General features: G+C 65.9%; 24 protein-coding genes. 13 read left to right on the top strand and 11 right to left on the bottom strand.

From position 1 onward, the window contains the following. Window positions 1-5 precede the first annotated feature (5 nt). The 7 genes from grxD to tpiA all read right to left on the bottom strand — a co-directional run bounded on the left by grxD (window position 6) and on the right by tpiA (window position 5,415). Entirely contained in the window at window positions 6-347 is a 342-nt protein-coding gene (gene grxD / locus ACYQ6W_RS06390) for a Grx4 family monothiol glutaredoxin (RefSeq protein WP_459674263.1), read from the bottom strand. Between the two features lie 10 nt (window positions 348-357). After that, complete coding sequence (locus tag ACYQ6W_RS06385; RefSeq protein WP_459674262.1) at window positions 358-591, bottom strand: BolA family protein; 234 nt, start codon at window positions 589-591, stop codon at window positions 358-360. Window positions 592-630: 39 nt separating this feature from the next. After that, the gene (gene purL, locus ACYQ6W_RS06380) at window positions 631-2,820 is read right to left on the bottom strand and encodes a phosphoribosylformylglycinamidine synthase subunit PurL (RefSeq protein WP_459674261.1); all 2,190 of its coding nucleotides are present in this window, start codon (window positions 2,818-2,820) and stop codon (window positions 631-633) included. Beyond that, window positions 2,817-3,512 carry a phosphoribosylformylglycinamidine synthase subunit PurQ gene (gene purQ / locus ACYQ6W_RS06375; RefSeq protein ID WP_459674459.1) on the bottom strand — a complete coding sequence of 232 codons (696 nt, stop codon included), beginning with the start codon at window positions 3,510-3,512 and terminating at the stop codon, window positions 2,817-2,819. Before purQ ends, purL begins: the two co-directional genes overlap by 4 nt. A gap of 7 nt (window positions 3,513-3,519) precedes the next feature. After that, a complete protein-coding gene (purS, locus tag ACYQ6W_RS06370) occupies window positions 3,520-3,759 on the bottom strand; it encodes a phosphoribosylformylglycinamidine synthase subunit PurS (RefSeq protein WP_459674260.1) in 240 nt (79 codons plus the stop codon). Beyond that, window positions 3,756-4,520, bottom strand: coding sequence for a phosphoribosylaminoimidazolesuccinocarboxamide synthase (gene purC, locus ACYQ6W_RS06365; RefSeq protein ID WP_459674259.1), 765 nt, complete (start codon window positions 4,518-4,520; stop codon window positions 3,756-3,758). Before purC ends, purS begins: the two co-directional genes overlap by 4 nt. Before the next feature lie 166 nt (window positions 4,521-4,686). Then, a complete protein-coding gene (gene tpiA / locus ACYQ6W_RS06360) occupies window positions 4,687-5,415 on the bottom strand; it encodes a triose-phosphate isomerase (protein WP_459674258.1) in 729 nt (242 codons plus the stop codon). A 120-nt stretch (window positions 5,416-5,535) separates the two neighbouring features. Between tpiA and ACYQ6W_RS06355 the strand changes: the two genes are divergently transcribed. From ACYQ6W_RS06355 to ACYQ6W_RS06310, 10 genes are all read left to right on the top strand, one after another. Beyond that, window positions 5,536-7,440 carry a SurA N-terminal domain-containing protein gene (locus ACYQ6W_RS06355; protein ID WP_459674257.1) on the top strand — a complete coding sequence of 635 codons (1,905 nt, stop codon included), beginning with the start codon at window positions 5,536-5,538 and terminating at the stop codon, window positions 7,438-7,440. Window positions 7,441-7,481: 41 nt separating this feature from the next. Next, window positions 7,482-8,996, top strand: coding sequence for an anthranilate synthase component I (gene trpE / locus ACYQ6W_RS06350; RefSeq protein WP_459674256.1), 1,515 nt, complete (start codon window positions 7,482-7,484; stop codon window positions 8,994-8,996). Window positions 8,997-9,159: 163 nt separating this feature from the next. After that, window positions 9,160-9,975, top strand: a complete 816-nt coding sequence (locus ACYQ6W_RS06345; RefSeq protein ID WP_459674255.1) for a transglutaminase-like domain-containing protein — start codon at window positions 9,160-9,162, stop codon at window positions 9,973-9,975. Window positions 9,976-10,063: 88 nt separating this feature from the next. Then, window positions 10,064-11,170, top strand: a complete 1,107-nt coding sequence (locus tag ACYQ6W_RS06340) for a GlxA family transcriptional regulator (protein ID WP_459674254.1) — start codon at window positions 10,064-10,066, stop codon at window positions 11,168-11,170. Window positions 11,171-11,275: 105 nt separating this feature from the next. Then, the gene (locus ACYQ6W_RS06335; protein WP_459674253.1) at window positions 11,276-12,553 is read left to right on the top strand and encodes an aromatic ring-hydroxylating oxygenase subunit alpha; all 1,278 of its coding nucleotides are present in this window, start codon (window positions 11,276-11,278) and stop codon (window positions 12,551-12,553) included. Then, on the top strand, window positions 12,553-13,692 hold the full coding sequence (locus ACYQ6W_RS06330; protein WP_459674252.1) for an FAD-binding oxidoreductase: 1,140 nt from the start codon (window positions 12,553-12,555) through the stop codon (window positions 13,690-13,692). Before ACYQ6W_RS06335 ends, ACYQ6W_RS06330 begins: the two co-directional genes overlap by 1 nt. A gap of 85 nt (window positions 13,693-13,777) precedes the next feature. Continuing rightward, the gene (locus ACYQ6W_RS06325; RefSeq protein ID WP_459674251.1) at window positions 13,778-14,731 is read left to right on the top strand and encodes an AEC family transporter; all 954 of its coding nucleotides are present in this window, start codon (window positions 13,778-13,780) and stop codon (window positions 14,729-14,731) included. A 121-nt stretch (window positions 14,732-14,852) separates the two neighbouring features. After that, window positions 14,853-15,143 (top strand): hypothetical protein, encoded by a 291-nt coding sequence (locus ACYQ6W_RS06320; RefSeq protein ID WP_459674250.1) that lies wholly within the window; start codon window positions 14,853-14,855, stop codon window positions 15,141-15,143. Between the two features lie 80 nt (window positions 15,144-15,223). After that, the gene (locus tag ACYQ6W_RS06315; protein WP_459674249.1) at window positions 15,224-16,975 is read left to right on the top strand and encodes a B12-binding domain-containing radical SAM protein; all 1,752 of its coding nucleotides are present in this window, start codon (window positions 15,224-15,226) and stop codon (window positions 16,973-16,975) included. Between the two features lie 448 nt (window positions 16,976-17,423). After that, window positions 17,424-18,368 carry an acetamidase/formamidase family protein gene (locus tag ACYQ6W_RS06310; protein WP_459674248.1) on the top strand — a complete coding sequence of 315 codons (945 nt, stop codon included), beginning with the start codon at window positions 17,424-17,426 and terminating at the stop codon, window positions 18,366-18,368. Window positions 18,369-18,412: 44 nt separating this feature from the next. On the opposite strand, the gene ACYQ6W_RS06305 is transcribed toward ACYQ6W_RS06310, so the two are convergent. Continuing rightward, window positions 18,413-19,084, bottom strand: coding sequence for a peroxiredoxin-like family protein (locus ACYQ6W_RS06305; RefSeq protein WP_459674247.1), 672 nt, complete (start codon window positions 19,082-19,084; stop codon window positions 18,413-18,415). A gap of 145 nt (window positions 19,085-19,229) precedes the next feature. Between ACYQ6W_RS06305 and ACYQ6W_RS06300 the strand changes: the two genes are divergently transcribed. Together ACYQ6W_RS06300 and ACYQ6W_RS06295 are read left to right on the top strand one after the other, a co-directional pair. Further along, entirely contained in the window at window positions 19,230-20,153 is a 924-nt protein-coding gene (locus ACYQ6W_RS06300) for a LysR family transcriptional regulator (protein ID WP_459674246.1), read from the top strand. 93 nt (window positions 20,154-20,246) lie between these two features. Beyond that, entirely contained in the window at window positions 20,247-20,915 is a 669-nt protein-coding gene (locus tag ACYQ6W_RS06295) for a DsbA family oxidoreductase (protein ID WP_459674245.1), read from the top strand. Between the two features lie 3 nt (window positions 20,916-20,918). On the opposite strand, the gene ACYQ6W_RS06290 is transcribed toward ACYQ6W_RS06295, so the two are convergent. Both ACYQ6W_RS06290 and ACYQ6W_RS06285 read right to left on the bottom strand, forming a co-directional pair. Further along, window positions 20,919-22,574 (bottom strand): Na/Pi cotransporter family protein, encoded by a 1,656-nt coding sequence (locus ACYQ6W_RS06290; RefSeq protein ID WP_459674244.1) that lies wholly within the window; start codon window positions 22,572-22,574, stop codon window positions 20,919-20,921. A 157-nt stretch (window positions 22,575-22,731) separates the two neighbouring features. Next, window positions 22,732-22,944, bottom strand: coding sequence for a hypothetical protein (locus tag ACYQ6W_RS06285; RefSeq protein ID WP_459674243.1), 213 nt, complete (start codon window positions 22,942-22,944; stop codon window positions 22,732-22,734). Window positions 22,945-23,019: 75 nt separating this feature from the next. Here ACYQ6W_RS06285 and ACYQ6W_RS06280 point away from each other — a divergent pair, with 75 nt between their 5' ends. Further along, on the top strand, window positions 23,020-23,355 hold the full coding sequence (locus tag ACYQ6W_RS06280) for a DUF1491 family protein (protein WP_459674242.1): 336 nt from the start codon (window positions 23,020-23,022) through the stop codon (window positions 23,353-23,355). Here the strand turns inward: ACYQ6W_RS06280 and ACYQ6W_RS06275 are convergent. After that, the gene (locus tag ACYQ6W_RS06275; RefSeq protein WP_459674241.1) at window positions 23,352-23,804 is read right to left on the bottom strand and encodes a DoxX family protein; all 453 of its coding nucleotides are present in this window, start codon (window positions 23,802-23,804) and stop codon (window positions 23,352-23,354) included. The genes ACYQ6W_RS06280 and ACYQ6W_RS06275 overlap by 4 nt on opposite strands. Between the last annotated feature and the right edge of the window lie 23 nt (window positions 23,805-23,827).

Raw genomic sequence — 23,827 nt, 5'->3', positions numbered from 1 at the left:
ATGCCTCAGGCGGCGACCGAGTGGGGAATGCCGTGTTCGCCGAGCAGGGCGGAGAGTTCGCCCGTCTGATACATCTCGGTCACGATGTCACAGCCGCCGATGAACTCACCCTTCACATAAAGCTGGGGAATGGTCGGCCAGTTGGAGAACTGCTTGATGCCGTCGCGCAGCTCCGGGTCTTCCAGGACGTTGGCGGTGGCGAAGGGTACGTTCATGTGGCTGAGGATCTGCACCACCCGGGCGGAAAACCCGCACTGCGGGAACATCGCTGTCCCCTTCATGTAGAGCATCACCGGATTGTCGGTGATGTCCTTGCGGATGCGATCGGCCACGGCGTCTTGAGACATGGAAAGCTCCTTACTCGGGCGCTGATGTTTGCAGGGCGAGGGCATGCAGCTCTCCGCCCATCCGGCCCTGAAGCGCCGCGTAGATCATCTGATGCTGTTTGAGGCGCGACAGACCACGAAACTGCTCGCTTACCACTGTAGCAGCATAGTGGTCGCCGTCACCGGCCAAATCCTCGACGGTCACCCGCGCGTCAGGAATGGCGGCACGGATCAGGCTCTCGATCGCACTGGCGGACATCGCCATGCCGTCTCTCCTTAAAGGACGGCATGGCCGAGGCCGCCGTCAGCTCATCCAGGTCTTGAAGAAGCGCTCATGCGCTTCCCGCAACTGGGCCAAGGATACCGATGAACCACCCGGGAATGTCAATTCCTTCCCACCGGTGCGCCCGAGCAACAAGGCGGGAATACCGGCGCTCCGCGCCTCTTCGATGAGACCGCTCGCGTCCTCGGCGGCAACGACGTAGCGGCCCTGGTCTTCGCCGAAGAAGAAGGCCTGTGGGGTGAGGCCGAGCGGAATGTCATCGAGCGCCAGGCCACAGTCACCGGCCAGCGCCATCTCGGCCAGCGCCACCAGCAAGCCGCCATCCGAGACGTCGTGGCAGGCGGCGACCGCATTCTTCAGGATCTGATGGCGTACGAAATCGCCGTTGCGGCGTTCGGCGACGAGGTTCACGGGCGGCGGCGCACCCTCTTCGCGGCCGGCGATTTCGCGCAGGAAAAGGGACTGGCCAAGCCAGCCGGTGGTCTCGCCGATCAGCACCAGATCGAGATGCGGCGTGATGGCGATGCCGCGGGCCTGATGGGCATCTTCGATGACCCCGAGGCCGCCGATCGCGGGCGTCGGCAGAATGCCCTTTCCTTCGGTCTCGTTGTACAGGCTGACATTGCCGGAGACGACCGGGAAGTCGAGCGCCCGGCAGGCTTCCGCCATGCCTTGGATGGCGGCGGCGAACTGGCCCATGATCTCCGGCTTCTCCGGATTGCCGAAATTCATGTTGTCGGTCACCGCCAGGGGACGCGCGCCGGTCGCCGTGATGTTGCGCCAAGCCTCCGCCACCGCCTGGGCGCCGCCCGTTTTCGGGTCCGCCTGGCAGTAGCGCGGCGTGCAATCGGTGGTGATGGCAAGCGCCCGGTCGGAGCCTTCGATCTTGACGATCGCGGCATCGGCCTGGCCCGGCTTCTTCACCGTCTGGCCACCGACCGCCGGATCGTATTGGCTGGCGATCCAGGCGCGGGAGCAGAGATCCGGGCTCGCGATGAGCTGCAGCAGGACCTGATCCATCGGCTTGTTGCAGCCGATGGCGCCGTGGTCCAGCGCGGGGGTGGGAACCGGCCATTCGATGGCGCGGCGGTAGAGCGGTGCCTGTTCGGCCAGCGGGTCGAGCGGGATGTCGGCCTCGACCACGCCCTTGTGGCGCACCACGATGCGGCCGGTATCGGTGATCCGGCCAATCACGGCGAAGTCGAGGTCCCATTTGCGGAAGATCTCTTCCGCCACGTGCTCGCGCCCCGGCTGCAGCACCATGAGCATGCGCTCCTGGCTCTCCGACAGCATCATCTCATAGGCCGTCATGCCGGTCTCGCGCTGCGGCACGGCGTCGAGGTCGAGTTCGATGCCGACCCCGCCCTTGCCCGCCATCTCCACGGAGGAGGAGGTGAGGCCGGCGGCGCCCATGTCCTGGATGGCGACGATGACGTCCGTGCCCATCAGCTCCAGGCAGGCCTCGATGAGCAGCTTCTCGGTGAAGGGGTCACCCACCTGCACGGTCGGGCGCTTTTCCTCGGAATTCGCGTCGAATTCGGCCGAGGCCATGGTGGCGCCATGGATGCCGTCGCGACCCGTCTTGGAGCCGACATAGACCACGGGGTTGCCGATCCCGGCGGCGGCCGAGAGGAAGATCCGGTCCTTCGGCGCGATGCCGACCGTCATGGCGTTGACCAGCGGATTGCCATCATAGGCGGCGTGGAAATTGACCTCGCCGCCCACCGTCGGCACACCGACGCAATTGCCATAGCCGCCGATGCCGCGCACCACGCCGTCCACCACGCGCTTCGTGCGTGGATTCTCAGGTCTGCCAAAGCGCAGTGCATTGAGGTTGGCGACAGGCCGTGCGCCCATCGTGAAGACGTCGCGCAGAATGCCGCCGACGCCCGTAGCCGCACCCTGATAGGGCTCGATGAAGCTCGGATGGTTGTGGCTTTCCATCTTGAAGATGGCGGTCAGCCCGTCACCGATATCGACCACGCCGGCATTCTCGCCCGGACCATGCACGACCCAATCGGCCTTGGTCGGCAGTTCCTTCAGCCAGACGCGGGAGGATTTGTAGGAGCAGTGCTCGGACCACATGACCGAGAAAATGCCGAGTTCGGTGAAGCTCGGCGTGCGGCCCATGATGGTCTGCACGCGGCCCCATTCCTCGGCATTGAGGCCGAATTCGCGGGCGAGTTTTTCGTCGACAGGGCGTGCGCTCATGCCGCGAGCCCTTCCACGATGCTGGTGAACATGGGCAATCCGTCCACCCCGCCCATCAGCGGGTCAACATAGTCTTCGGGATGGGGCATCAGCCCCAGCACGCGGCGGTTTTCGGAGAGGATGCCGGCGATGTTGCGCTGGCTGCCGTTCGGGTTCGTCTCCGCCGCGACCGTGCCGTCGGCCCCGCAATAGCGGAACGCGATGCGGCCTTCGCCTTCCAGCCGGTCGAGGGTCGCGTCATCGGCAAAATAGTTGCCGTCGCCATGGGCGAGCACGACGCGGATGACCTGATCCTGGCTGTAATGGCGGGTGTAGAGGCTGTCGGTCTGCACGACCTTCAGATGATGGTCCTGGCCGAGGAAGCGCAGGCCTCCGTTGCGCAGCAGGGCGCCAGGCAGCAGGCCGGCCTCGGTGAGGATCTGGAAGCCGTTGCAAACGCCAAGGACATGGCCACCCGCTTCGGCAAAACGCTTGATCTCGCGCATGACCGGGGACTGCGCGGCCATGGCGCCGCAGCGCAGATAGTCGCCATGGCTGAAACCGCCCGGCAGCACCACGAGGTCGAGCGGCGGCAGGTTCGTCTCCTTGTGCCAGATCATGACGGGCTCGCGGCCGCCCGAAACGCGCGCGAGGGCAATCGCCATGTCGCGCTCGCGGTTGGTGCCCGGAAAGAGAACGACGCCAGCCCGCAGACTCATGTCAGACCACCTCGACCCGGTAGCTTTCGATCACCGTATTGGCGAGCAGCTTGTCGGCCATCGCCTCTGCCGCGGCTTTGGCGCGGGCCGCGTCCGTCTCGGCCAGCTCCAGTTCGATGATCTTGCCTGCGCGGACGTCGCCCACGCCTTCAAAGCCCAGTGTTTCCAGCGCATGGCCGATGGCGCGGCCCTGCGGATCCAGCACGCCGGGCTTCAGCATGACGGTGACGATCGCTTTCACTGCATGGTCTCCGGGCCCTTCATGTCGCGCGTGCCGGCTTCGGGCAGAATGCCGAGGCGCTTGGCCACTTCCTGATAGGCTTCCTCGACCTTGCCGAGGTCGCGGCGAAAGCGGTCCTTGTCCATCTTCTCGTTGGTCTTGGCGTCCCACAGACGGCAGTTGTCCGGGCTGATCTCGTCCGCCAGCACGATGCGCATCTCGTCCTCTTCCCAGAGGCGGCCGAATTCCAGTTTGAAATCGACGAGGGTGATGCCGACGCCAAGGAAGAGGCCGGAGAGGAAATCGTTCACCCGCAGGGTGAGGGAAACGATGTCGTCCATGTCGGGCGGGGTCGCCCAGCCGAAGGCGGTGATGTGCTCTTCCGCCACCATCGGGTCGTTCAGCCCATCGTTTTTATAATAGTATTCGATGATCGAGCGCGGCAGGCGGGTGCCTTCCGGAATGCCGAGGCGGGTCGAGAGGCTGCCGGCCGCGACGTTCCGCACCACCACTTCGAGCGGGATGATCTCGACCTCGCGGATGAGTTGCTCCCGCATGTTGAGCCGGCGGACGAAATGCGTCGGCACGCCGATCTCGGCCAGGCGTAGCATGAGAAATTCGCTGATCCGGTTGTTCAGGACGCCCTTGCCCGTGATCACGCCCTTCTTCTGGGCGTTGAAGGCGGTCGCGTCGTCCTTGAAATACTGCACGAGGGTGCCGGGCTCGGGACCTTCGAAGAGGATCTTCGCTTTTCCCTCGTAAAGCTGTCTGCGGCGGGCCATGGCGTGATCCTTGGGGCTTCGTCCTGGGAGGGCCGCGCCCTAGGCGGGCCATCCTCAGGATGGGGAATGACTTTGCGCAGCGCTATAGCAGCGCGATTCCCCAAGAGGTAGGGCGGATGTGCGTAGCATCATCCGCCGGAACGAAGGGCTCGACCCAGCGCGAGCCTCAGGCGGCGGCGATGATCGCCAGAAAATCCGCGGCCTGGAGGCTGGCACCGCCGACCAGGGCACCGCCCACCTCGGGCAGATGCAGGATCTCGGTGGCATTCCCCGGCTTCACCGAGCCGCCATAGAGGATGCGCGCTCCGGCGGCGGAGGGCCGCAGGCGCGTCAGCGTCTCGCGGATGAAACGGTGCATGGCGATGATGTCGGCCGGCGTCGCGACCAGCCCGGTGCCGATCGCCCAGACCGGCTCATAGGCTATGACGCCGTAGAAGCCCTCGGGCAGGCTGCCGGCGAGCTGACGACCGACGACCTCTTCCTGCAGGCCGAGCTCGCGGTCTTTCGCCGTCTCGCCGACGCAGACGATGGGAATGAGGCCGGCTTCGAGCGCCGCCCGCACCTTGTGGGCGATCAGCTCGTCCGATTCGCCCTGGTCGGCGCGCCGTTCGGAATGGCCGAGAATGACGTGGCTCGCCCCTGCGTCGCGCAGCATGAGGGCGGAAATTTCACCCGTATGGGCGCCGAACTTGGCGGCGTGGCAATCCTGCCCGCCGGTTGCGATGCCGCTGCCGGCGAGCAGGCCAGAGAGGGCGGCGAGCTGTGTCGCGGGCGGGCAGACCAGAACTTCCGCCCCGGACCCTTCCTGGTGCCCGGCCCGAATGGCCTGCGCGAGCGCCGCGCTATCGGCCGTGAGGCCGTTCATCTTCCAGTTTCCCGCGATCAGTGGCCGCATTCTCATCCTCCGAAGGTGCCGTAGGGCTGGGGCGCTGTTATAGCCAGAGCCGGGAACTGGCAAAGTCGCGACGCTCTGCCTATGGTGCGCCCCCTTCCATGTGAGGTCCCGTAGGTTCCGATGCTCGCCGTTTTCCGCCGCTCGCTCAATACCTGGCCCGTCCGCATCCTTTTCGTTCTGCTGATCGCGGCCTTTGGGGTCTGGGGGGTGGGCGACGTGCTGCGCAACCTCGGGAATGACGGCTCCGCGGCGAAGGTCGACGGCCAGGCCATCAGCCCGCAAGAGGTGGCCGGCGCCTATCGTGAGCAGTTGCAGCAGGCGACGCAGCAGATGGGCGGGCCGGACAAGGTGAGCCCTGAGATGCGGATGATGCTGGCCGAGCAGGCGACGGCGCGCCTCGTCGCTCAGACCGCGATCGACCACATGGCCAAGGGCATGGGGCTTGCCGCCCCGGATTCGACCGTCCAGCAGGCGGCCTTCTCCATGGATGCCTTCAAGGGCCCGGACGGCAAGTTCGACAAGAGCCGTTTCGACCAGGTGCTGCAGGCCAACGGCTTGAGCGAGACGGAGTTTCTGCGCCTCATGCAGGGGCAGATCATCCGTAATCAGTTACTGAACTCGATCCGTGCTGCGGTGACGGCGCCGCCCGTCATGGTCAAGGCGGCCTATGCCTTCCAGAACCAGACGCGTACGGCCGCGCTCGTGACGCTGCCCTTCGCCGCGGCACCGGCGCCGGCCGCGCCCTCTGATGCCGAGTTGCAGCGCTGGTACAAGAACCACCCGAACGAATTCAGCGCGCCGGAATACCGCCGCATCACCCTCGTGATCCTCAGCCCGGATTGGCTGGCCCGCCAGGTCAAGGTCCCGGATGCTGACGTCCAAGCGGCGTATAAGCGGATGGTCGCGGAAGCGCCCCCGAAAGCCGAGACTCGCACGGTAGACGTCGTTCTGGCTCAGGACCAGAAGGCGGCGCAGGCGATCGCCACGCAGTGGCAAAGCGGCGCCGACTGGACGGCGATCCAGGCGGCCGCCAAGACGGCGGGGGCGACAGCCCTCGACCTGCCCAATATCACGCGAGATCAGGTGCCGAGCCAGGCGCTGGCCGATGCCGCCTTCAAGGCGCCGGCCAATGCCGTCACCGGCCCGGTGAAGACGGGGGATGATGCCTGGGCCGTCTTCAGGGTCTCCGACATCAAGGCGGGCGGTCCGGCGCAGACCTATGATCAGGCAGCGCCGGCGTTGCGTCAGCAGATCGCCCGGCAGCGCGCCGTCGGGCTGGTCAACGACCGGGTCAATGCCTTGCAGGATGCGCTTGCGGGCCGCACGCCCCTCGAAGACCTGCCGGGTGATCTCGGCCTCGCCGCCCTGCAGGGCTCGATCGACAGCAGCGGCCTGACCGAACAGGGCACGCCGGCCCCCATCCCCGGCAGCCCCGCGCTGCGCCAGGCGATCGTGGACGAAGCCTTCAAGCAGAAGGTCCACGAGGCCGCGACCCTGGTGAACGGGCCCGACAACAGCTATTTCGCCTTGACCGTGGACGGCATTACGCCTGCCACCACCAAGCCCTATGACCAGGTGAAGGACCAGGTCCTGCAATCCTGGACCGACGCGCAGCGCCGGCGGGAGCAGAACCTGGCCGCCACCGCAATGCTGCAGGCCATGAAGGGTGGGCGCACGCTGCAAGGCGTTGCCGATGCCAAGGGTCTCACTGTCACCACCACGCCGCCGATCACCCGCCAGGGCCAGGTGCCGGATGGCGTGCCGCAGAACCTCGTCGCGCCGCTCTTCTCGCTGAAGCAGGGCGACAGCACGATGATCGAAACGCCCGACGGCTTCGTCGTCGCCCAGCTGCAGAGCATCACGACACCCGATCCGAAGGCCGATCCTGTGGGCTACGACCAGCTGCGCGCCTCCCTCTCCGGCGCGCTGGCCGACGACATGCAGGCCGTCTTCGCCGGGGTGGTGACGGCGCGGGCCAATCCGCGCATCAATCAGGCCGTGATCCAGCAGATCGCCCAGCCCTGACCACCATCTGAACCTCCTGAAAGACAAAGAAAGACATCACGATGACCGCCTTCGGATCAGCCCAAGCCTTCCGCGCCGCCTATGAGGCAGGGAAGGGCGCGCTGGTCTGGCGGGAGAGCCCGGCGGATCTGGAGACGCCCGTCGGCGCCTTCCTCAAGATCGCCCATGGCAAGCCCTTCTCCTTCCTTCTGGAAAGCGTCGAAGGTGGCGCTTCGCGCGGGCGCTATTCGGTCATCGCCATGGAGCCGGATCTCATCTGGCGCTGTGAGAAGGGCGTCGCCGCCGTGAACCGTGCGGCGCTGGAACAGCCGGGGGCCTTCGTGCCGGAGACGGCGCCGGCGCTCGACAGTCTGCGGTCGCTGCTTGCCGAGAGCCGGTTGGACCAGCCGGCCGGTATGCCGCCCATGGCCGGCGGCCTGTTCGGTTATCTCGGCTACGACATGGTGCGGCTGATGGAGCGGCTGCCGGAGAAGAACGAGGACGTGCTCGGCATCCCCGAGGCGATCCTGACCCGGCCGACCGTCTTCGTCATCTTCGACAACGTGCGGGACGTGATGACCCTGGTCGCGCCGGCCTATCCGCGTGTGGGGGTGACCGCCGAGGCCGCCCAGGCCGAGGCCGAGGCGCGGCTGGACCGGGTCGAAGCCGGGCTGCTGCAGCCGGTGCCCGTGGCGGCTGCCCCGGTCGCGCCCTTCAGTCTCGGCGAGCCGCAGTCGAACATGACCCGCGCCTATTTCGAGGACATGGTCGTCAAGATGAAGGACTACATCGCCGCCGGCGATGCCTTCCAAGTGGTACCCAGCCAGCGCTTGTCGGTGGCGTTTCCGCTGCCGCCCTTCGCCCTCTATCGCGCGCTGCGGCGCATCAACCCGGCGCCCTTCCTCTTTTTCCTCGATTTCGGGGACTTCTCCGTCGCGGGATCGAGCCCGGAAATCCTCGTGCGCCTGCGCGATGGCCTCGTCACCATCCGGCCGCTGGCGGGCACGCGGCCGCGCGGTGCCGATCCCGTCGAGGACAAGCGCCTCGAAGAGGAACTGCTCGCCGATCCGAAGGAGCGGGCCGAGCATCTGATGCTGCTCGATCTCGGGCGGAACGACGTCGGCCGCGTCGCCGAGCTTGGCTCGGTCAAAGTCGTGGAGAGCTTCGTGATCGAGCGCTTCAGCCACGTCATGCACATCTCATCCATGGTGCAGGGGCGGCTGCGGCCTGATCTCGACGCGCTGGACGCGCTGATGGCCGGCTTCCCGGCGGGCACCCTGTCCGGCGCGCCGAAGGTCCGTGCCATGGAAATCATCGAGGAGTTGGAGCCCGTGCGGCGCGGCATCTATGGCGGCTGCATCGGCTATTTTGCGCCGGACGGGACCATGGACACCTGCATCGGCCTGCGCACGGCGGTGATCAAGGACGGCGTGATGCATGTCCAGGCGGGGGGCGGCGTGGTGGCCGACAGCGTTCCGGCGCTCGAATATGAAGAGAGCCGGCACAAGGCCCGGGCTCTTTTCCGCGCGGCCGAAGAGGCCGTGCGCTTCGCCACCGCGCCTAAAAATTCAGCATAAGCCCCTCTCGATAGCGAGATTAGCCGAAAGGGGCGCCGTTCTGGCGCCCCTTTTTGCATTCTGCCGTCTTTGTCATCGCGATTCCCGCCGGCTGGTGCTTCAACGGAACGCGATGCGCCCCATCTCTCCAGCTGGAGAAACAACCGTCAGAGACAGCGAGCGCATGCTCATCCGCATCGGCTACGACATCGGCTTCACCCTGCCCCAGCCGACGCCCATGATCCTGATGCTCAACGTGCGGCCGGAGCGGGCAGGGGACCTGCTGCGGCCGGACGTGATCCGCACCACACCCTCCTTTCCCATCACGGCCTATTACGATCTCTTCGGCAACCGCTGCAGCCGCGTGGTGGCCCCGCCGGGCGAGGTTCGCTTCTCGGCGGATACCGTCATTCGCGACAGCGGTGAGCCGGATCTGTGGCAGCCCGGCGTGGACCAGGTGCCGGTGGAACATCTTCCGTCCGAGACGCTGCTCTATCTCCTCGGTAGCCGATACTGCGAGACCGAAAAGCTGATCGACACCGCCTGGGCGGAGTTCGGCGGCCTGCAGAATGGATGGGACCGGGTGATGGCCATCCTCCACTACACCCACAATCGCATCCGTTTCGGTTATGAGAATGCGCGGGCAACCCGCACGGCCTATGAGGCCTGGACCGAAGGAGTGGGCGTCTGCCGGGATTTCGCCCATCTCGCCCTCACGCTCTGCCGCTGCATGAATATCCCGGCCCGCTACTGCACCGGCTATCTGGGCGACATCGGGGTTCCGCCCAATCCGGCGCCGATGGATTTCAGCGGCTGGTTCCAGGCCTATCTCGACGGCCGCTGGTTTACCTTCGACGCCCGGCATGTCGAGCCGCGGATCGGCCGCGTCCTCATCGGCATTGGCCGGGATGCCGCCGACGTCGCGATTTCCACCGTCTTCGGCCCGAATAGCCTGCAGGGGTTCAGCGTCATGACGGAGGAGGCGCGGGCGGCAGCCTGATCCTGCGCGATCAAAGACGCTTCTCAACCCCTGTCGCCGCCGTCGCTTCCCGCTTCGCGAAACCGTCTTCAAGCAGTAATGTGCAAGGATGGTGGCAAATCTCTACCGGGGCAGGCTGACGGAAGACGGCAAGACGGCGGGCTTGCGTGCGCGGCCGCCCCTGTCCGTCGGCTTCATCCTGGCCGACAACTTTACCCTCTCGGCCTTTTCCCTCTTCGTCGATTTCCTGCGCCTCGCGGCCGATGAGGGCGACCGCAGCCGACGCATCCTCTGCCGCTGGACGGTCATGTCTTCGAAGCAGACGCCGGCACGGGCCAGTTGCGGCGTTCAGGTCAGCCGGGACAGCGGCTTTCTCGACCCACGCAATTTCGACTACATCGTGGTGGTCGGCGGCCTGCTGCACAGCGGCCCGCAGATCGATGATGAGACCAACGCCTATCTCGCCGCCGCTGCGAAGGAGGGCGTCACCTTGGTCGGCCTCTGCACCGGCGGCTTCATTCTGTGCCGGGCGGGGCTGATGAAGGGCCGCCGGGTCTGCGTCAGCTGGTATTGCTACCAGGACTTCCTATCCGAATTCCCCGACCATCGGGTGATCGCCGACCGCATGTTCTTCGTCGACGGCAATCGCATCACCTGTTCCGGCGGCGCCGGCACCGCGGATCTCGCGAGCTTCCTCATCGAGCGCCACCTTGGCCGGGCCATTGCACAGAAGGCCCGGCACATCCTGCTCCTCGACCGTGTCCGTGCCGGCAGCGAGGCGCAGCCGCACCCTCCGGCGGCGGACGAGGTGGTGGGCGACGAGCGGGTGCGGCGCGCCCTGCTGCTCATGGAGCAGCATGTCGCGGACCCGCTGCCCATCGCCGAGCTTGCCTCACGCCTCTCGATTTCCCCGCGCCAGCTCGAGCGTCTGTTCCAGAGCGTCATGGGCGTGCGCCCCGCGACGCATTACCGCCTGCTGCGCCTGCGCTATGCGCGCTGGCTGCTCGACCACACCGATCTGTCGATCACCGAGATCGCGCTCGATTCCGGTTTCGCCGATTGCGCGCATTTTTCCCGCAAGTTCAAGGCGCTGCATGGATTTACGCCGACGGATGCGCGCGCCCGGGAAAAATCCTCTCCGACCGAGGATGCGCCCGTAGCGCCCAGCCTGCCGCCCCCCAATGCGCACTTGGCGGCCATGCGCATCTTCGAGTAGCGGCGGCCGCGCGGATTTGGGCAAAGCGCGTGTCGCATCGGCGCAAACAGAGCCGGGCCGGGGCGGACAGGATGAGCCGTTATTCTAGTTGGAGGGATCGGGGTCATGACCCTGGGACAGAGTGGCTTGAGCGCTGAGACCGTCGCCGCCCTACGGTCGTTGATCGCGCGTCGCCAGCCGGGCTACAGCCTGGAGGCGCCCTTCTATACCAGCCCCGAGATCTTCGAGGCCGACATGGCCCTGATCTTCGGCCAGACCTGGATCTATGTCGCGGTCGAGCCCGAGCTGCCCGAACCGGGCGACTACGTGACGGTGAAGCTCGGACGCAACAACGTCGTCATCCTGCGGGACGACGACATGGGGCTGCGCGCTTTCTACAACGTCTGCCGCCATCGCGGGGCGACGCTGGTGCAGAACGAGAGTGGTGCCGTCGGCAACATCGTCTGCCCCTATCACCAATGGACCTACGATCTTACCGGCAAGCTCATCTATGCCGAGCATATGGGCGAGGAATTTGACAAATCCTGCTTCGGCCTGAAGCCCGTCCACGTCCGGTCGGTCGAAGGTCTGATCTTCATCTGCCTGGCCAAGGAGCCGCCCGACGACATCGACGAGATGGCGCGCGTGATGGTCCCCTATCTGGCGCCGCACGACATCCGCAATACCAAGGTCGCGGCCTCCGTCGATCTCGTGGAGAAGGGCAACTGGAAGCTCACGCTCGAGAACAACCGCGAATGTTACCATTGCGCGGGCAATCATCCGGAGCTGACCATTCCGCTCTTCGCCTATGGCTTCGGCTTCGCGCCCGGCCAGATGGACGAGACGGAGCTGGCGCAGGCCGCGCGCTACGACGAGTTGGTCATCGCCTCCCACGCGCGCTGGGAAAGCTGCGGCATCGCCTCCGCCGAGGTCGACCATCTCGATGACCGCATCACCGGCTTCCGCACCCAGCGCCTGCCGATCGACCAGAGCGGCGAAAGCCAGACCCTGGATACCCGTGTCGCCAGCCGCAAGCTCCTGGGCAATCTCACCGACACGGCGCTCGGCGGCCTGTCCTTCTGGACGCAGCCCAATTCCTGGCACCATTTCATGAGCGACCATATCGTCACCTTCACGACGATCCCGCTCGACGCCGAGAACACGCTGGTGCGCACCAAATGGCTGGTCCACAAGGATGCGCGCGAGGGTATCGACTATGACGTGGACAATCTGACGAGCGTCTGGAACGCCACCAACGCACAGGATGCGGCTCTGGTGGAATTCGCGCAGGCGGGGGCCCGCACGCCGGCCTACGAGCCTGGGCCTTATTCGCCCTATACCGAGATGCTGGTCGAGAAGTTCTGTAAGTGGTACCTCGACCGGCTGAAGGCCGGCATCGGCTGATGTCCGCTTCGACCGACCGGGGCGGCGCGGCCGTCTTTGCCGCGCACCGGCTCTTCGTCTCCCCCGAGCAGGGGGTGGTGCCGGAGTGGAACGCGGAAGAGGACGACGTGCTGGTGTGCCGCGCGGTGCGGGCTGAGACGCACGACGTGAAGACCTTCATCTTCTCCGCTCGCGCGCCGCGTCTCTTCCGCTACAAGCCCGGCCAGTTCCTGACCCTCGACCTCACGATCGACGGCCGACAGGTAAACCGCTGCTACACGATTTCGTCCTCGCCCACGCGGCCGAATCTCATCGCCGTCACCACCAAACGCTTCGCGGGCGGCGTCGTCAGCCCCTGGATGCACGATCATCTGAAGCCTGGCATGGAGATCCGCGCGCTCGGCCCGATGGGAGAGTTCAACTGCGTCGATCATGCGTCGCCCAATGGCAAATATCTCCTGCTGTCGGCGGGGAGTGGCATCACGCCGCTGATGTCGATGGCGCGCAGCTTCCACGATTTGGCGCTCGAAACCGATACGGTCTTCCTCCATTCCGCGCGCAGCCCCGCCGACATCATCTTCCGCGAGGAACAGGCGATGCTGTCCCGGGGTGCTGGCTTCCGCGCACTCGCGATCTGCGAGCATGACAGCCCGGGCGAGCCCTGGGGCGGCTATCGCGGCCGCCTGTCTCTCGCCATGCTCGAAGTGGCCGTGCCTGATTTTCGTGAGCGTGAGGTCTTCGTCTGTGGTCCCGCGCCCTATATGGCCGGTGCGCGCGCCCTGCTGCAGCAGGGCGGCTTCGACATGAACCGCTATCATCAGGAAAGCTTCAACTTCGAGGAGTTGGCGGCGGAGGATGCGGCGCTCGCGCCCCCGGCAAACACCGATGATGCGGTGAAGACCTTCAAGGTGGAGTTCACCAAGAGCCGCCGCACGGTGGAGGTCTCGGCCGATCAGAACGTGCTGGCGGCGGCCCGCGCCGCCGGGATGCGGCTGCCCTCCTCCTGTACGCGCGGGCTCTGCGGCACGTGCAAAAGCAAGCTCGTCTCGGGTGAGGTCTCCATGCAGCACCAGGGCGGCATCCGCCAGCGCGAGATCGACCAGGGGCTGGTGCTGATCTGCTGCGCGAAGCCGTTGAGCGACCTCGTCATCGAGCGCTGAGGGGTCAAAATTCCCCCGGCCGGGCGGGCAGGGTGGCCGGTCGGGGGTTCAAGTCGCGGGATCGTCCGGCTATGCAGGGACCTGCATGCTGAGCCCCTTCTTCATCGTCCTGCCGATCTTCGCACTCATCTTCGTCGGTCTCTTTTGCCGCAGGATGAACGTGCTCGGGCCACAGGCCACGCGCGAGCTCAACCGTTTCGTCGTCTACCTGGCCCTGCCCGCGCTGCTCTTCGACATCATGGCGCATGCCAGCTGGAAGGCGCTGGACCAGCCGGGCTTCATCGGGGCCTTCACGCTCAGCTGCTTCATCGTCTTCGCGGTGACGATCGCGCTACGCCTGCGCGGCGGGCGGCATCTCGCCGATGTCGGCATCGATGGGTTGAACGCCGCCTACGCCAATACCGGCTTCATCGGCTTTCCACTCTCGCTCCTCGTCTGGGGGCACAGCAGCCTGACCTTGACGACGATTGCCGCGATCATCACCGTCTGCGTGCTCTTCGCGGTCGCCATCGTCATCATCGAGATCGGGCTGCAGACGGAAAGCCATCCGCTGCATCTGGCGCGCAAGGTGGCGCTGTCTTTGGTCAAGAATCCGCTGCTGGTCTCCCCGGTGTTGGGCGCCCTCTGGGCCGCGAGCGGCGTGCCGCTGCCCGGCAGTGCCGAGACCTTCTTCAAGCTGCTGGGCGAAGCGGCTTCCCCCTGCGCTCTGGTGGCGCTCGGCCTGTTTCTCGGCGAGCGGCGTGTCACGGCGACGGTGCCCGCGGCACGGCCGAGCGATCTGCGGGGCAGCCTGCTGCTCGTCGGACTCAAGCTGCTGCTGCATCCCCTGGTGGCCTGGGTACTCGCCGTCTGGGTCTTCCGCCTGCCCCCCGCGGTGACGCAGCTGACGGTCGTGATGGCGGCGCTGCCCACCGGCACCGGGCCCTTCATGCTGGCCGAGTTCTACGGCCGGGAAGCGCGGGTGACGGCGAATGCGATCCTGCTCTCCACCATCCTCTCCCTCGTCACCGTGTCGCTCTATCTCGCCTGGGGCGGATGAGTGGCCGCCCGCGCTCTTTCGTGACCGCGGATTTTCCGTTTCGGGTATAGTCTCTCCTGCAAGGGCCCCACCGCCCTGAGGCGGCGCATTCGAGGGCCCGGCGACAGGAGGGGGGATGTCCATGTCCAGAACCGTCGTCAGCCTTCTGCTCCTCTGTCTCGGAGCAGGCCCGGCCTTCGCCCAGGCCGCGCCGATGAGCGCGGGGCCGCCCGGCACCCCCATTACGCCTGCCCAGATCGGCCATTGGATCTTCCCGGCGGGGCTGAGCCGGGAGGAAGCGGTGAGCGATGCCGGCCTGCAGGGCTACGGAGCGGCGCATGCGCTGCATGAGGACCGCTATGGTGACTGGATCGGCCAGAGCCACCGCGGTGCCTTCATCGTCTTCCCCGACGGCCGCGTCTTTCCTTTCTGAAAGGAAACGGTCTGGTTCCGCTTGCCGTTCCGTCGTAGCCTATGGTCCTGTGACTCCGCTTTCACTGAGCGATGGGTTCCATGACGACGGTGGCGGTTTCCGGCTTTCACCTCGCTCTGATCAAACCCTCCCACTACGACGATGACGGCTACGTCATCCAGTGGTTCCGCTCCTCCATGCCCTCCAACAGCCTCGCGGCTGTCTATGGCTTGGCGATGGACTGTGCCGAGCGTCGCGTGCTGGGCCCAGACGTGCGCATGGCCGTCTCGGTCTATGACGAGACCAATACCCGCATTCGTCCCGAGCGGATTGCGGCGGATATCCGGGCGGCGGGCGGCGGGCTGGTGGGTTTCGTCGGCGTGCAGTCCAACCAATATCCGCGGGCCATGGATCTTGCCCGGCGGTTCCGCGCCCAAGGCATTGCGGTCGCCATCGGCGGCTTCCATGTCTCGGGCAGCCTCTCCATGCTGCCCGGCATTGCGACCGAGCTGCAGGAGGCCATGGATCTCGGGATCACCCTCTATGCGGGAGAGGCTGAGGACGGGCTGGAGGAACTGCTGCGGGACGCCCATGCGGGCCAGTTGCGCCCGCTCTACAACCATATGGCCAACCTGCCCAATATTCAGGGCGTGCCCATTCCTTGCCTGCCGAAAGACCGTGTGGCGCGCACCGCAGGCCATATGACGACCTTCGACGCCGGCCGCGGCTGCCCCTTCCAGTGCAGTTTCTGCACTATCATCAACGTGCAGGGCCGGGTCTCCCGCAGGCGTAGCCCGGAGGATGTCGAGCGCATCATTCGCCACAACCTTGCCCAAGGCATCACGAGCTTCTTCGTGACCGATGACAATTTCGCTCGCAACAAGGATTGGGAACCGATCCTCGACCGACTGATCGCGCTGCGCGAGACGGAGGGGGCGCGCATCAAGCTCACCATTCAGGTCGATACGCTCTGCCATCGCATTCCGCGCTTCATCGAGAAATGCGGACGCGCCGGCGTGGTACGCGTCTTCATCGGTCTCGAATCGATCAACCCCGAGAGTCTTGCGGCCGCCAAGAAGAAACAGAACCGCATCGCCGAATACAGGGACATGCTGCTGGCCTGGAAAGGCATCCGCGCGGTGATCTGGGCCGGCTACATCATCGGCTTTCCCGCGGATACGCGCGAGACGGTGCTGCGCGACATCGGCATCATCCAGCGCGAACTCGCGATCGACTTCCTGGAATTCTTCATCCTGACGCCCCTGCCAGGTTCGGAGGATCACCAGACGCTCGCCGCCCGGGGCATTCCAATGGATGCCGATCTCAACCGCTACGACACCTTCCATGCGGTGACGGATCATCCGGCCATGACGCGGGCGGAGTGGGAGGCGGTCTATTGGGAGGCCTGGAGCCGCTACTATACCTTCGACCATATGGTGACGCTGATGCGTCGCGCGGCGGCGACGCGCATTTCGCTCGGCAAGATGTTGAACATGCTGGTGGCCTTCTGGAGTCTTGCGCTTGTCGAGCGGACGCACCCGCTCGAAGGCGGCTATTTCCGCAGGCGCAGCCGGACGGACCGGCGGCCGGGCTTACCCATCGTGCCGGCCTGGCGCTTCTGGCCAAGGGAAGGCGTGACGTTTCTTGGGCGCCATGTGCGCATCCTGCGCATGGTGCTTCGTCTCATGATGGTCCGCCGCCGCCTGAAAGCCGATCCGCAGGCGAAAGACTGGCGGGACCTGGCGCTCACACCAGTCGCGGAGGAGGAGGCGCATCTTGCTCTGCTGACGGTGACAGACGCGGCCCGCGCCGCCGCCGGGCGGCGGATGCGGCCGCTCGCGGCCGCGCGCTGAGTGATAAGCAGCGAAGGGGGCATGTCCGCGGCGGGATTCGAACCCACGGCCCCAGGATTCGTACCACTTCGGCTTTCGCCGCCCGTCCCCGAAGCGCCTGGGGTCGGTTCGTGGTCTGGACTGTCCCTTCGCCCTAGGCCCGAAAGCCCTTAGGCGCTGCCCATCCAGTCTCTACACCTTCCGGCCGCGACCCGCGGCGGGCTTGGCTCGGGATTGGCACGGGGCCGCGTGTGGCACCCAAGCTTTCCCCGACTTTGAGCAGATCCGCCGCGTGGTTTCCCGGCGCGGCGCCCAGTTTCAAACAAGGAATCCTGTGCTCTATCCTGCTGAGCTACGCGGACATCAAGCCGTCTGTTTAATCAAGCGGCGTGCATGCGGCAAGCTCTCCCCGGAGACTGCGGCCATCGGCTAAGTTTCCCCCGTAGTGATCGAGATGAGGTTCCGCCCGATGTGCCTGAAATGCGATTTCACCATCCATGCCGCCCAGCATCACTTTGGCTGGGACAACAGTTTCGCGCCGGTGCTTCGGGCCGAGCCCGGGGCCACGATCGCCTTCGAATGCAATGATGCCTCGGCCGGCCAGCTCACCCCGGCGAGCACCGTCGAAAATGTCAGGACGCTGGATTTCGGCCTCATCAATCCCGTCACCGGGCCCGTCTATGTGGAAGGGGCGGAACCGGGCGACATCCTGAAGGTCACGATCCATGAGTTCACGCCCTCCGGCTTCGGCTGGACGGCCAATATCCCGGGCTTCGGCCTGCTCGCCGACCAGTTTCGCGATCCCGCCCTGAAGATCTGGTCCTACGACAAGGAGAGCCTGTCGCCCGCGCTCTTTTCGGAGAGCGCGCGGGTGCCGCTCAAGCCCTTCGCCGGCACCATCGGCGTCGCCCTGGCCGAGCCCGGCCTCCACTCCATCGTCCCGCCGCGGCGGGTCGGCGGCAACATGGACATTCGGGACCTTGCGGCTGGCACCGAACTCTATCTGCCGGTGGAAGTGGCCGGCGCGCTCTTCTCGATCGGCGACACCCATGCCGCGCAGGGGGATGGCGAAGTCTGCGGCACGGCGATCGAAAGCCCCATGAACCTGACGCTGACGCTCGACCTTATCAAGCAGACGCCGCTCGAGACACCGCGCTTCACGACGCCGGGCCCTGTAACCCGCCACCTGGACGGCGCGGGTTACGAGGTGACGACCGGCATCGGCCCTGACCTGATGACCGGGGCGCGGGAGGCCGTCGCGCGCATGATCGATCTCTTGGGGCGTCAGCAGGGCCTGTCGGCCATGGACGCCTATATGCTGTGCTCGGTCGCAGGGGATCTGCGGATCAGCTGCATCGTCGACCAGCCGAACTGGCTGGTCTCTTTCTACTTTCCCCGCATCGTTTTCAATTGAGGAAAGCCGGCGAGGGGCGCGAGCGTCCCTCGTGACCGGTAGTATCAGGCGTGGGTCAGGGCTTCGGCCTGAAGCTTGCGCAACGCGTCCACCGCTTCCCGTGGCTCCAAGCGCTCGAAATAAACCGGGGAGACATGCGCCATGTGGATGATGCCGTCCCGGCCGACAAGAAATTCGGCGGCGCGGGGTAGCGCCCACACGTCGCTGCTGTTTTCTTCCGGCAGGCTGCAGCCCACTTTGGCGAGGATTGGGCGGATCGCGGGCTTCACCTGAGTGCTCACGCCGAAGGCCAGGGCAGTCTTGTTGCCGCAATCCGCCAGAATCGGGAAACTCACGCCATTGCTTTCGCGCGCGACGGCGATGCGCTGCGGCTTCTGGGGCGAAAGCGCGAGGATACGGCCGCCTGCCCGACGAATCTCACCCGCCCGGTCTTCCCAGGCACGCAGCGTCAGGCTGCTGTACGGGCACCAGCTGCCCTTGAAGAATATCACGAAAACAGGGCCTTGTGAGACATAGCTCGCAAGGCTATGGAGCGACCCCTCAGAGTCTTTGAGGGTGAAATCCGGCGCCCGGTCGCCGACCTTGAGACCAACGCCTCCGGCGACTTCGGCGCGTGACTCCGCCTCCAACTGCCGCAGAGCCTCGGCGGTTTCCGCATCCGCTCGTTCAAAGACGGAGGATTTGAAAGCAAGCAGTTGGGCGTTCAATGACTTCATGGCCGTTATCCGGAAGCTCTCGTTCCAATGCGTTTATTGCAGGGCTGTCGTCGAATTGTCCATGTCTGATTCAATACATGGTTCATGCTTACCTCACGTGAAATCCTCTTGTCTCTGATATCATTCATGCAGTCGGGTATGATTAATGGATCTTTTGGCTGCTTTCCGCTGCTTCGTCCGCGTCGCTGAAACGGGATCTTTCTCGGCGGTCGCGCGCGAAGTCGGCTCCACCCAGCCAGCGATCTCCAGGCAGATCGCGGCGCTCGAAGCGCATTTCGACGTCCGGCTGATCCAGCGTACCACCCGCAGTCTAACCTTTACCCAGGACGGGCAGGATCTGCTGGCCCACGCGCGCCGCGTCTTGGATACGGTGGACGAGACCGAGGAAATTCTCGGCAAGCGGCGTGCGTCACCGCACGGCACCATCCGTATCGCGTCATCGACGTCCATGGCGCGGCTGCACATCATCCCCCGCCTTCCTCGTCTGCTGCAGCGCTATCCGCAGCTCGAAGTTGAGGTCAGCATATCCGAGCAGACCCAGGATCTGGTGGCGGAAAATCTGGACCTTGCGATACGCGCGGGACAGATCGCGGACAGTTCTCTCGTCGCGCGCCATCTCGGTTCGACCAGCCGTGGCGTCCTAGCTTCCGCCGACTATCTGGAGGAGCATGGGGAACCGCAGACGCCAAGCGATCTCGCGGCCCATTCCTGCCTGATCTATACGGGCGGAACCGGGCGTGCCTCGGCTCATCAGTGGGAGTTCGAGGGGCGAGAGGGCTCGACCACCGTGGAGGTCGGCGGCCGTTTTCGCTGCGACAGCGTCGAGGGCATTTCGGAGGGGATCCGTACCGGCCTCGGCATCAGCCGCTTGCCCATCTGGATGTTCAACGAAGACATCGCGGCCGGGCGTGTCCGTGCCATCCTCAAGGACTGGCAGCCGCCCCGCATTCCGATCCACGCTGTCTACCCGTCGCGGCGCCATCTCGCACCCCGCGTCCGCGCCGTGATCGACTTTTTCGTCAATGAGTTCCGGCTCGATCCGATGGTCTCGGACTATACGGCGATCTGATCAAGGCGCGCTCTGCGGTTCATGCGGCTTTCGTGCTATGATGCGGTAGCCGCGGAAGACGGCGGAAAGAAAAAGGATAACCGGGCCGCCACCATGAACATGCTGGCCTTCTCACGCGCGCCGGTGGCGATCGAGATCGTGTATGATCTTGTCTGCCCCTGGTGCTTCATCGGCACACGGCGGCTGATGCGCGCGCTGCGCCGGCGCCCGGAGCTCGGCGTCAACCTGCAGTGGCGCCCGTTTCTCCTCAATCCCGACATGCCGCGCTCCGGCATGACGCGGCTCGATTATCTCCTGCGCAAATTCGGCACCGAGGACCGGGCGCGCCGGCTATTTGCCTCCATCGCCGAGCTGGGGCGGGGGGAGGGCATCGCTTTTCGCTTCGATCTCATCCGCTCGACGCCGAGCAGTGTCGATGGGCATCGCCTGGTCCGCCTGGCGGGCGAGTACGGCCGTGCCGAAGCCATGGCGGATGCGCTCTTCCTCGCCCATTTTACGGAAGGACGCGACATCGGCGCGAGAGTTGAACTGCTGTCCCTTGCGCGCCAGGTGGGGCTGCCCGTGGCCGAGGCTCGGACCATGCTGGAGGGCGATGCCGGCATCGACCTCGTCCATGGCGACAACCTCCGTGCCCATCGTCTCGGCATCAACGGCGCGCCTTGTTTCATCATGGGACGCCGCCATGCGATCGCCGGGGCACAGGAGCCCGAAGTGCTGGAATGTCTTCTGAACGTCGCCGCCCTCGACATGGGTGACGACTGAGCCTCAGTCCGTCGGGCGCAGGCGGCTGGTCAGCAGATCGCCCGAGTTCTCGAGCACCGGATAGGCGGCCGCAGCCACGAGATGGGCATTGACGCGCTTGAGGTCGCGCAGCGCGTCGAGATGCAGCGAGCTCGTCTCGGCAGTGTCGATCCGTCCTGCGCGCAGGCGGGCGAAATGAGCGGCGGTCGCCTGAGCCTCGATGTCGCGGAAGGCCTCTTTCTCGGCCGCCAGCAGCCGGGCCGCGCGCTCGTCCGCCGTCATGAAGAGCGACGCGGCCGCCTGGGCATTGACGATGAGCCGGTCGATGATGGCGGTGAGTTCGGCTTCCCCCTCGCGCGAGAAGGCCAGGCCGCGCCGCAGCCGCTTGTTGGCGATGCCGAGCAGGCTCTTTTCCACGAGGTCGCCCGCCTGCTCCATATGCGTCGCGAAGGCGAGCACCTCCATCGCCCGCGCGTGGTCCGCGGCAGTCAGCGCCTCGGGGTCCAGGCCGGTCAGGTAGGTCTTGATCGCCGTATTGAGCCGGTCCAGCACATCGTCGAGCCGCTTGGTCTCGGCGATCTGGCGCCGGTCGCCGCGCGCGAAGGCGTCCCGCAGGCCCTGCAACATGGTCTCCAGCACATCGGCGAGCCGCAGGGCCTCCCGCGCCGCGGCACCGATGGCGATGACGGGTGCCTCCCGCGCGGCCTCGGTCAGATAAACCGGACGGCCCGGATCGGCGGGGTCCACCCGCGCGGGCAGCAGACGGCGCAGCAGCGCGGCATAGGCGCCAAGGAAAGGAAAGAAGGCGACGGCCAGCACGAGGTTGAACAGGGTGTGGAAATCGGCAACCGCGCGGGCCGCGTCCGGTTCCACGGCGACGATCCAGGTGCCGAGCCAGGGCAGCAGTGCGAGAGCCAGGATCGTGCCGAGCACACGGTTGAGCAGATTGCCCAGCGGCACCCGACGCCCGGCCGGGTCGTGACCGCCGCCGCCTTCCAGCACAGGATTGATGGCGGAGCCGAGATTGGCGCCCAGGACGAGGGCGAAGGCCGCATCGGGTGGCACGACCTGGCTGCCGGCGAAGGACATGATGAGGATGACGACGGCCACCGAGGAATGCGCGGCCCAGGTGAGGCCTGCCGCCAGCACCACGTCCACCAGCGGCTGGTTGGCGACGGCGCCGAGGAACAGCTTCAGGCTCGGCACGTCCTCATACGGCGTCACCAGGTCCACGAATTGGCCGAGCGCCATGAGCACGAGGCCGAGCCCGATGAAGACCCGGCCAAAGTCGCGCGTCGCCGCCGTGGCGCGCCGGAACATGAGCACGCCGATCAGGATCAGGGCGGGGGCGATGTCCTGGATATTGAAGGAGAGGGCCTGGACGATCAGCGTGGTGCCGACATTGGCACCCAGCATGACGGCGAGCGCGGGGACGAGGTCGACCAGGCCGCCGGCGGCGAAGCCGGTAACCATCAACCCGGTGGCCGTGCTGCTCTGCAGAATGGCGGTGACGCCGATGCCGGCGAGGAAGGCCTTGAACCGGTTGCGCAGCGCCGTGCCGAGGAAGCTGCGCAGTCTTGCCCCGAAGGCTCTCTGCACGCCCGTCTGCACCATGTGGATGCCCCAGAGGAGCAGTGCGACATAACCCGCGAGTTGCAGCAGCGTCAGCGAAAGGGTCAATCCGGTCTCCTCGGGCGGTCAGGTTCGACGCGTGGCGCGATCCTTATCTGGTGGACAGCCCGAAGAGTTGGTTCCCTATTTTGTCGAGACCATTGTCGAAACCGGTCCTCTGGCTTGTCGCGAGACGACGGGGGCCCGGTCTCACGGGATATCGGCTTTAGGACTTGGCCTTGAGCGGCTTGTGGGCCCGGTCCAACAGGCGGGTGAAGAAGCCGGGGGGCTTCGGCGGGGCAGGGGGCTGCTTGGCTGTCAGCGCCGCCTTCTTCTCCTGGTCCTTGGCGGCGAGCCACTTGTCCAGGCTCATGCCGGCCTTGGCGGCGCGCTTGGCTTCGTAAGCGCGCTGCTGTTCGGTCATCTTACGGTCCGTCATAGGGGGCCTCCTCGTCTTCGCGCTCATCTGGCAGGGGATGCGGCGCGAGTCGAGTGGCTGTTTGAGGAGAAGACGATGGAAGCACGGGTCAAGGCACAGCTCTGGGTGCAGATGGCGCTCCGCCTGGGGGATCGGGACGGCCGGCCGGGCATGGTATTACGCCGGGGCGATGCCGATGCCGGGGGCATTCTGGTCGTGCTGCGGGATCGCGCGGGTGCCGTCGTCGTCTTGTCGCAAACGCGCACGGAGGGCGGGGAACTCGCCTGGATGCGCGGGACGGGGCCCGAGCCGGTCGACCAGGCGCGGGCCGATGCCTATGTCGACCGGCAGCTCAAATTCGACCCTGATCTCTGGGTGATCGAGTTCGAGGCGCCGGACCTTCTACCCCCTTTCGAGGGCAAGATTCTCTAGCTCGTTTTTTCCAGGCGGGCCGCGGTCTCCATCTGGATCGTCGCGTCCACGGAGTAGCGGCCGGGTCCGGCGACGTAGAGCGCGATCAGCCCGCCCATGAGCGAGATGTTCTTGAAGAAGTTCAGCTCGGCGTCATAGGCGGCGGCTCCCGACATGTCCCAAAAGGGATGGCCGATGATGGCGGTCGCGAGCGTGTAGGCGGCTAGCACGAGGGCAAGCAGCCGCGTCAGGAGGCCGACGAGAAGGCCAAGGCCGATGAAGAGTTCGATGCCGATGGCGAAGACGGTCGCGACCGGTGGATCGGGCACGCCCGTCTGGGTCATGAAACCGATGGTGTCGCCAAACTGGGTCAGCTTGTCCCAGCCGAAACGGACGAACAGCAGCATCAGGAGAATGCGGGCGGCGAGGAGCGCCGGGTCCTTCACCTTGTCTGCACCTAATTCCAGCATTGCCGTAACTCCTTCTGGTGGGA

The organism is Acidisoma sp. 7E03, from assembly GCF_054665075.1.
The sequence above is the reverse complement of the archived record's forward strand: the minus strand, read 5'-3'. Positions and strand labels throughout refer to the sequence as shown.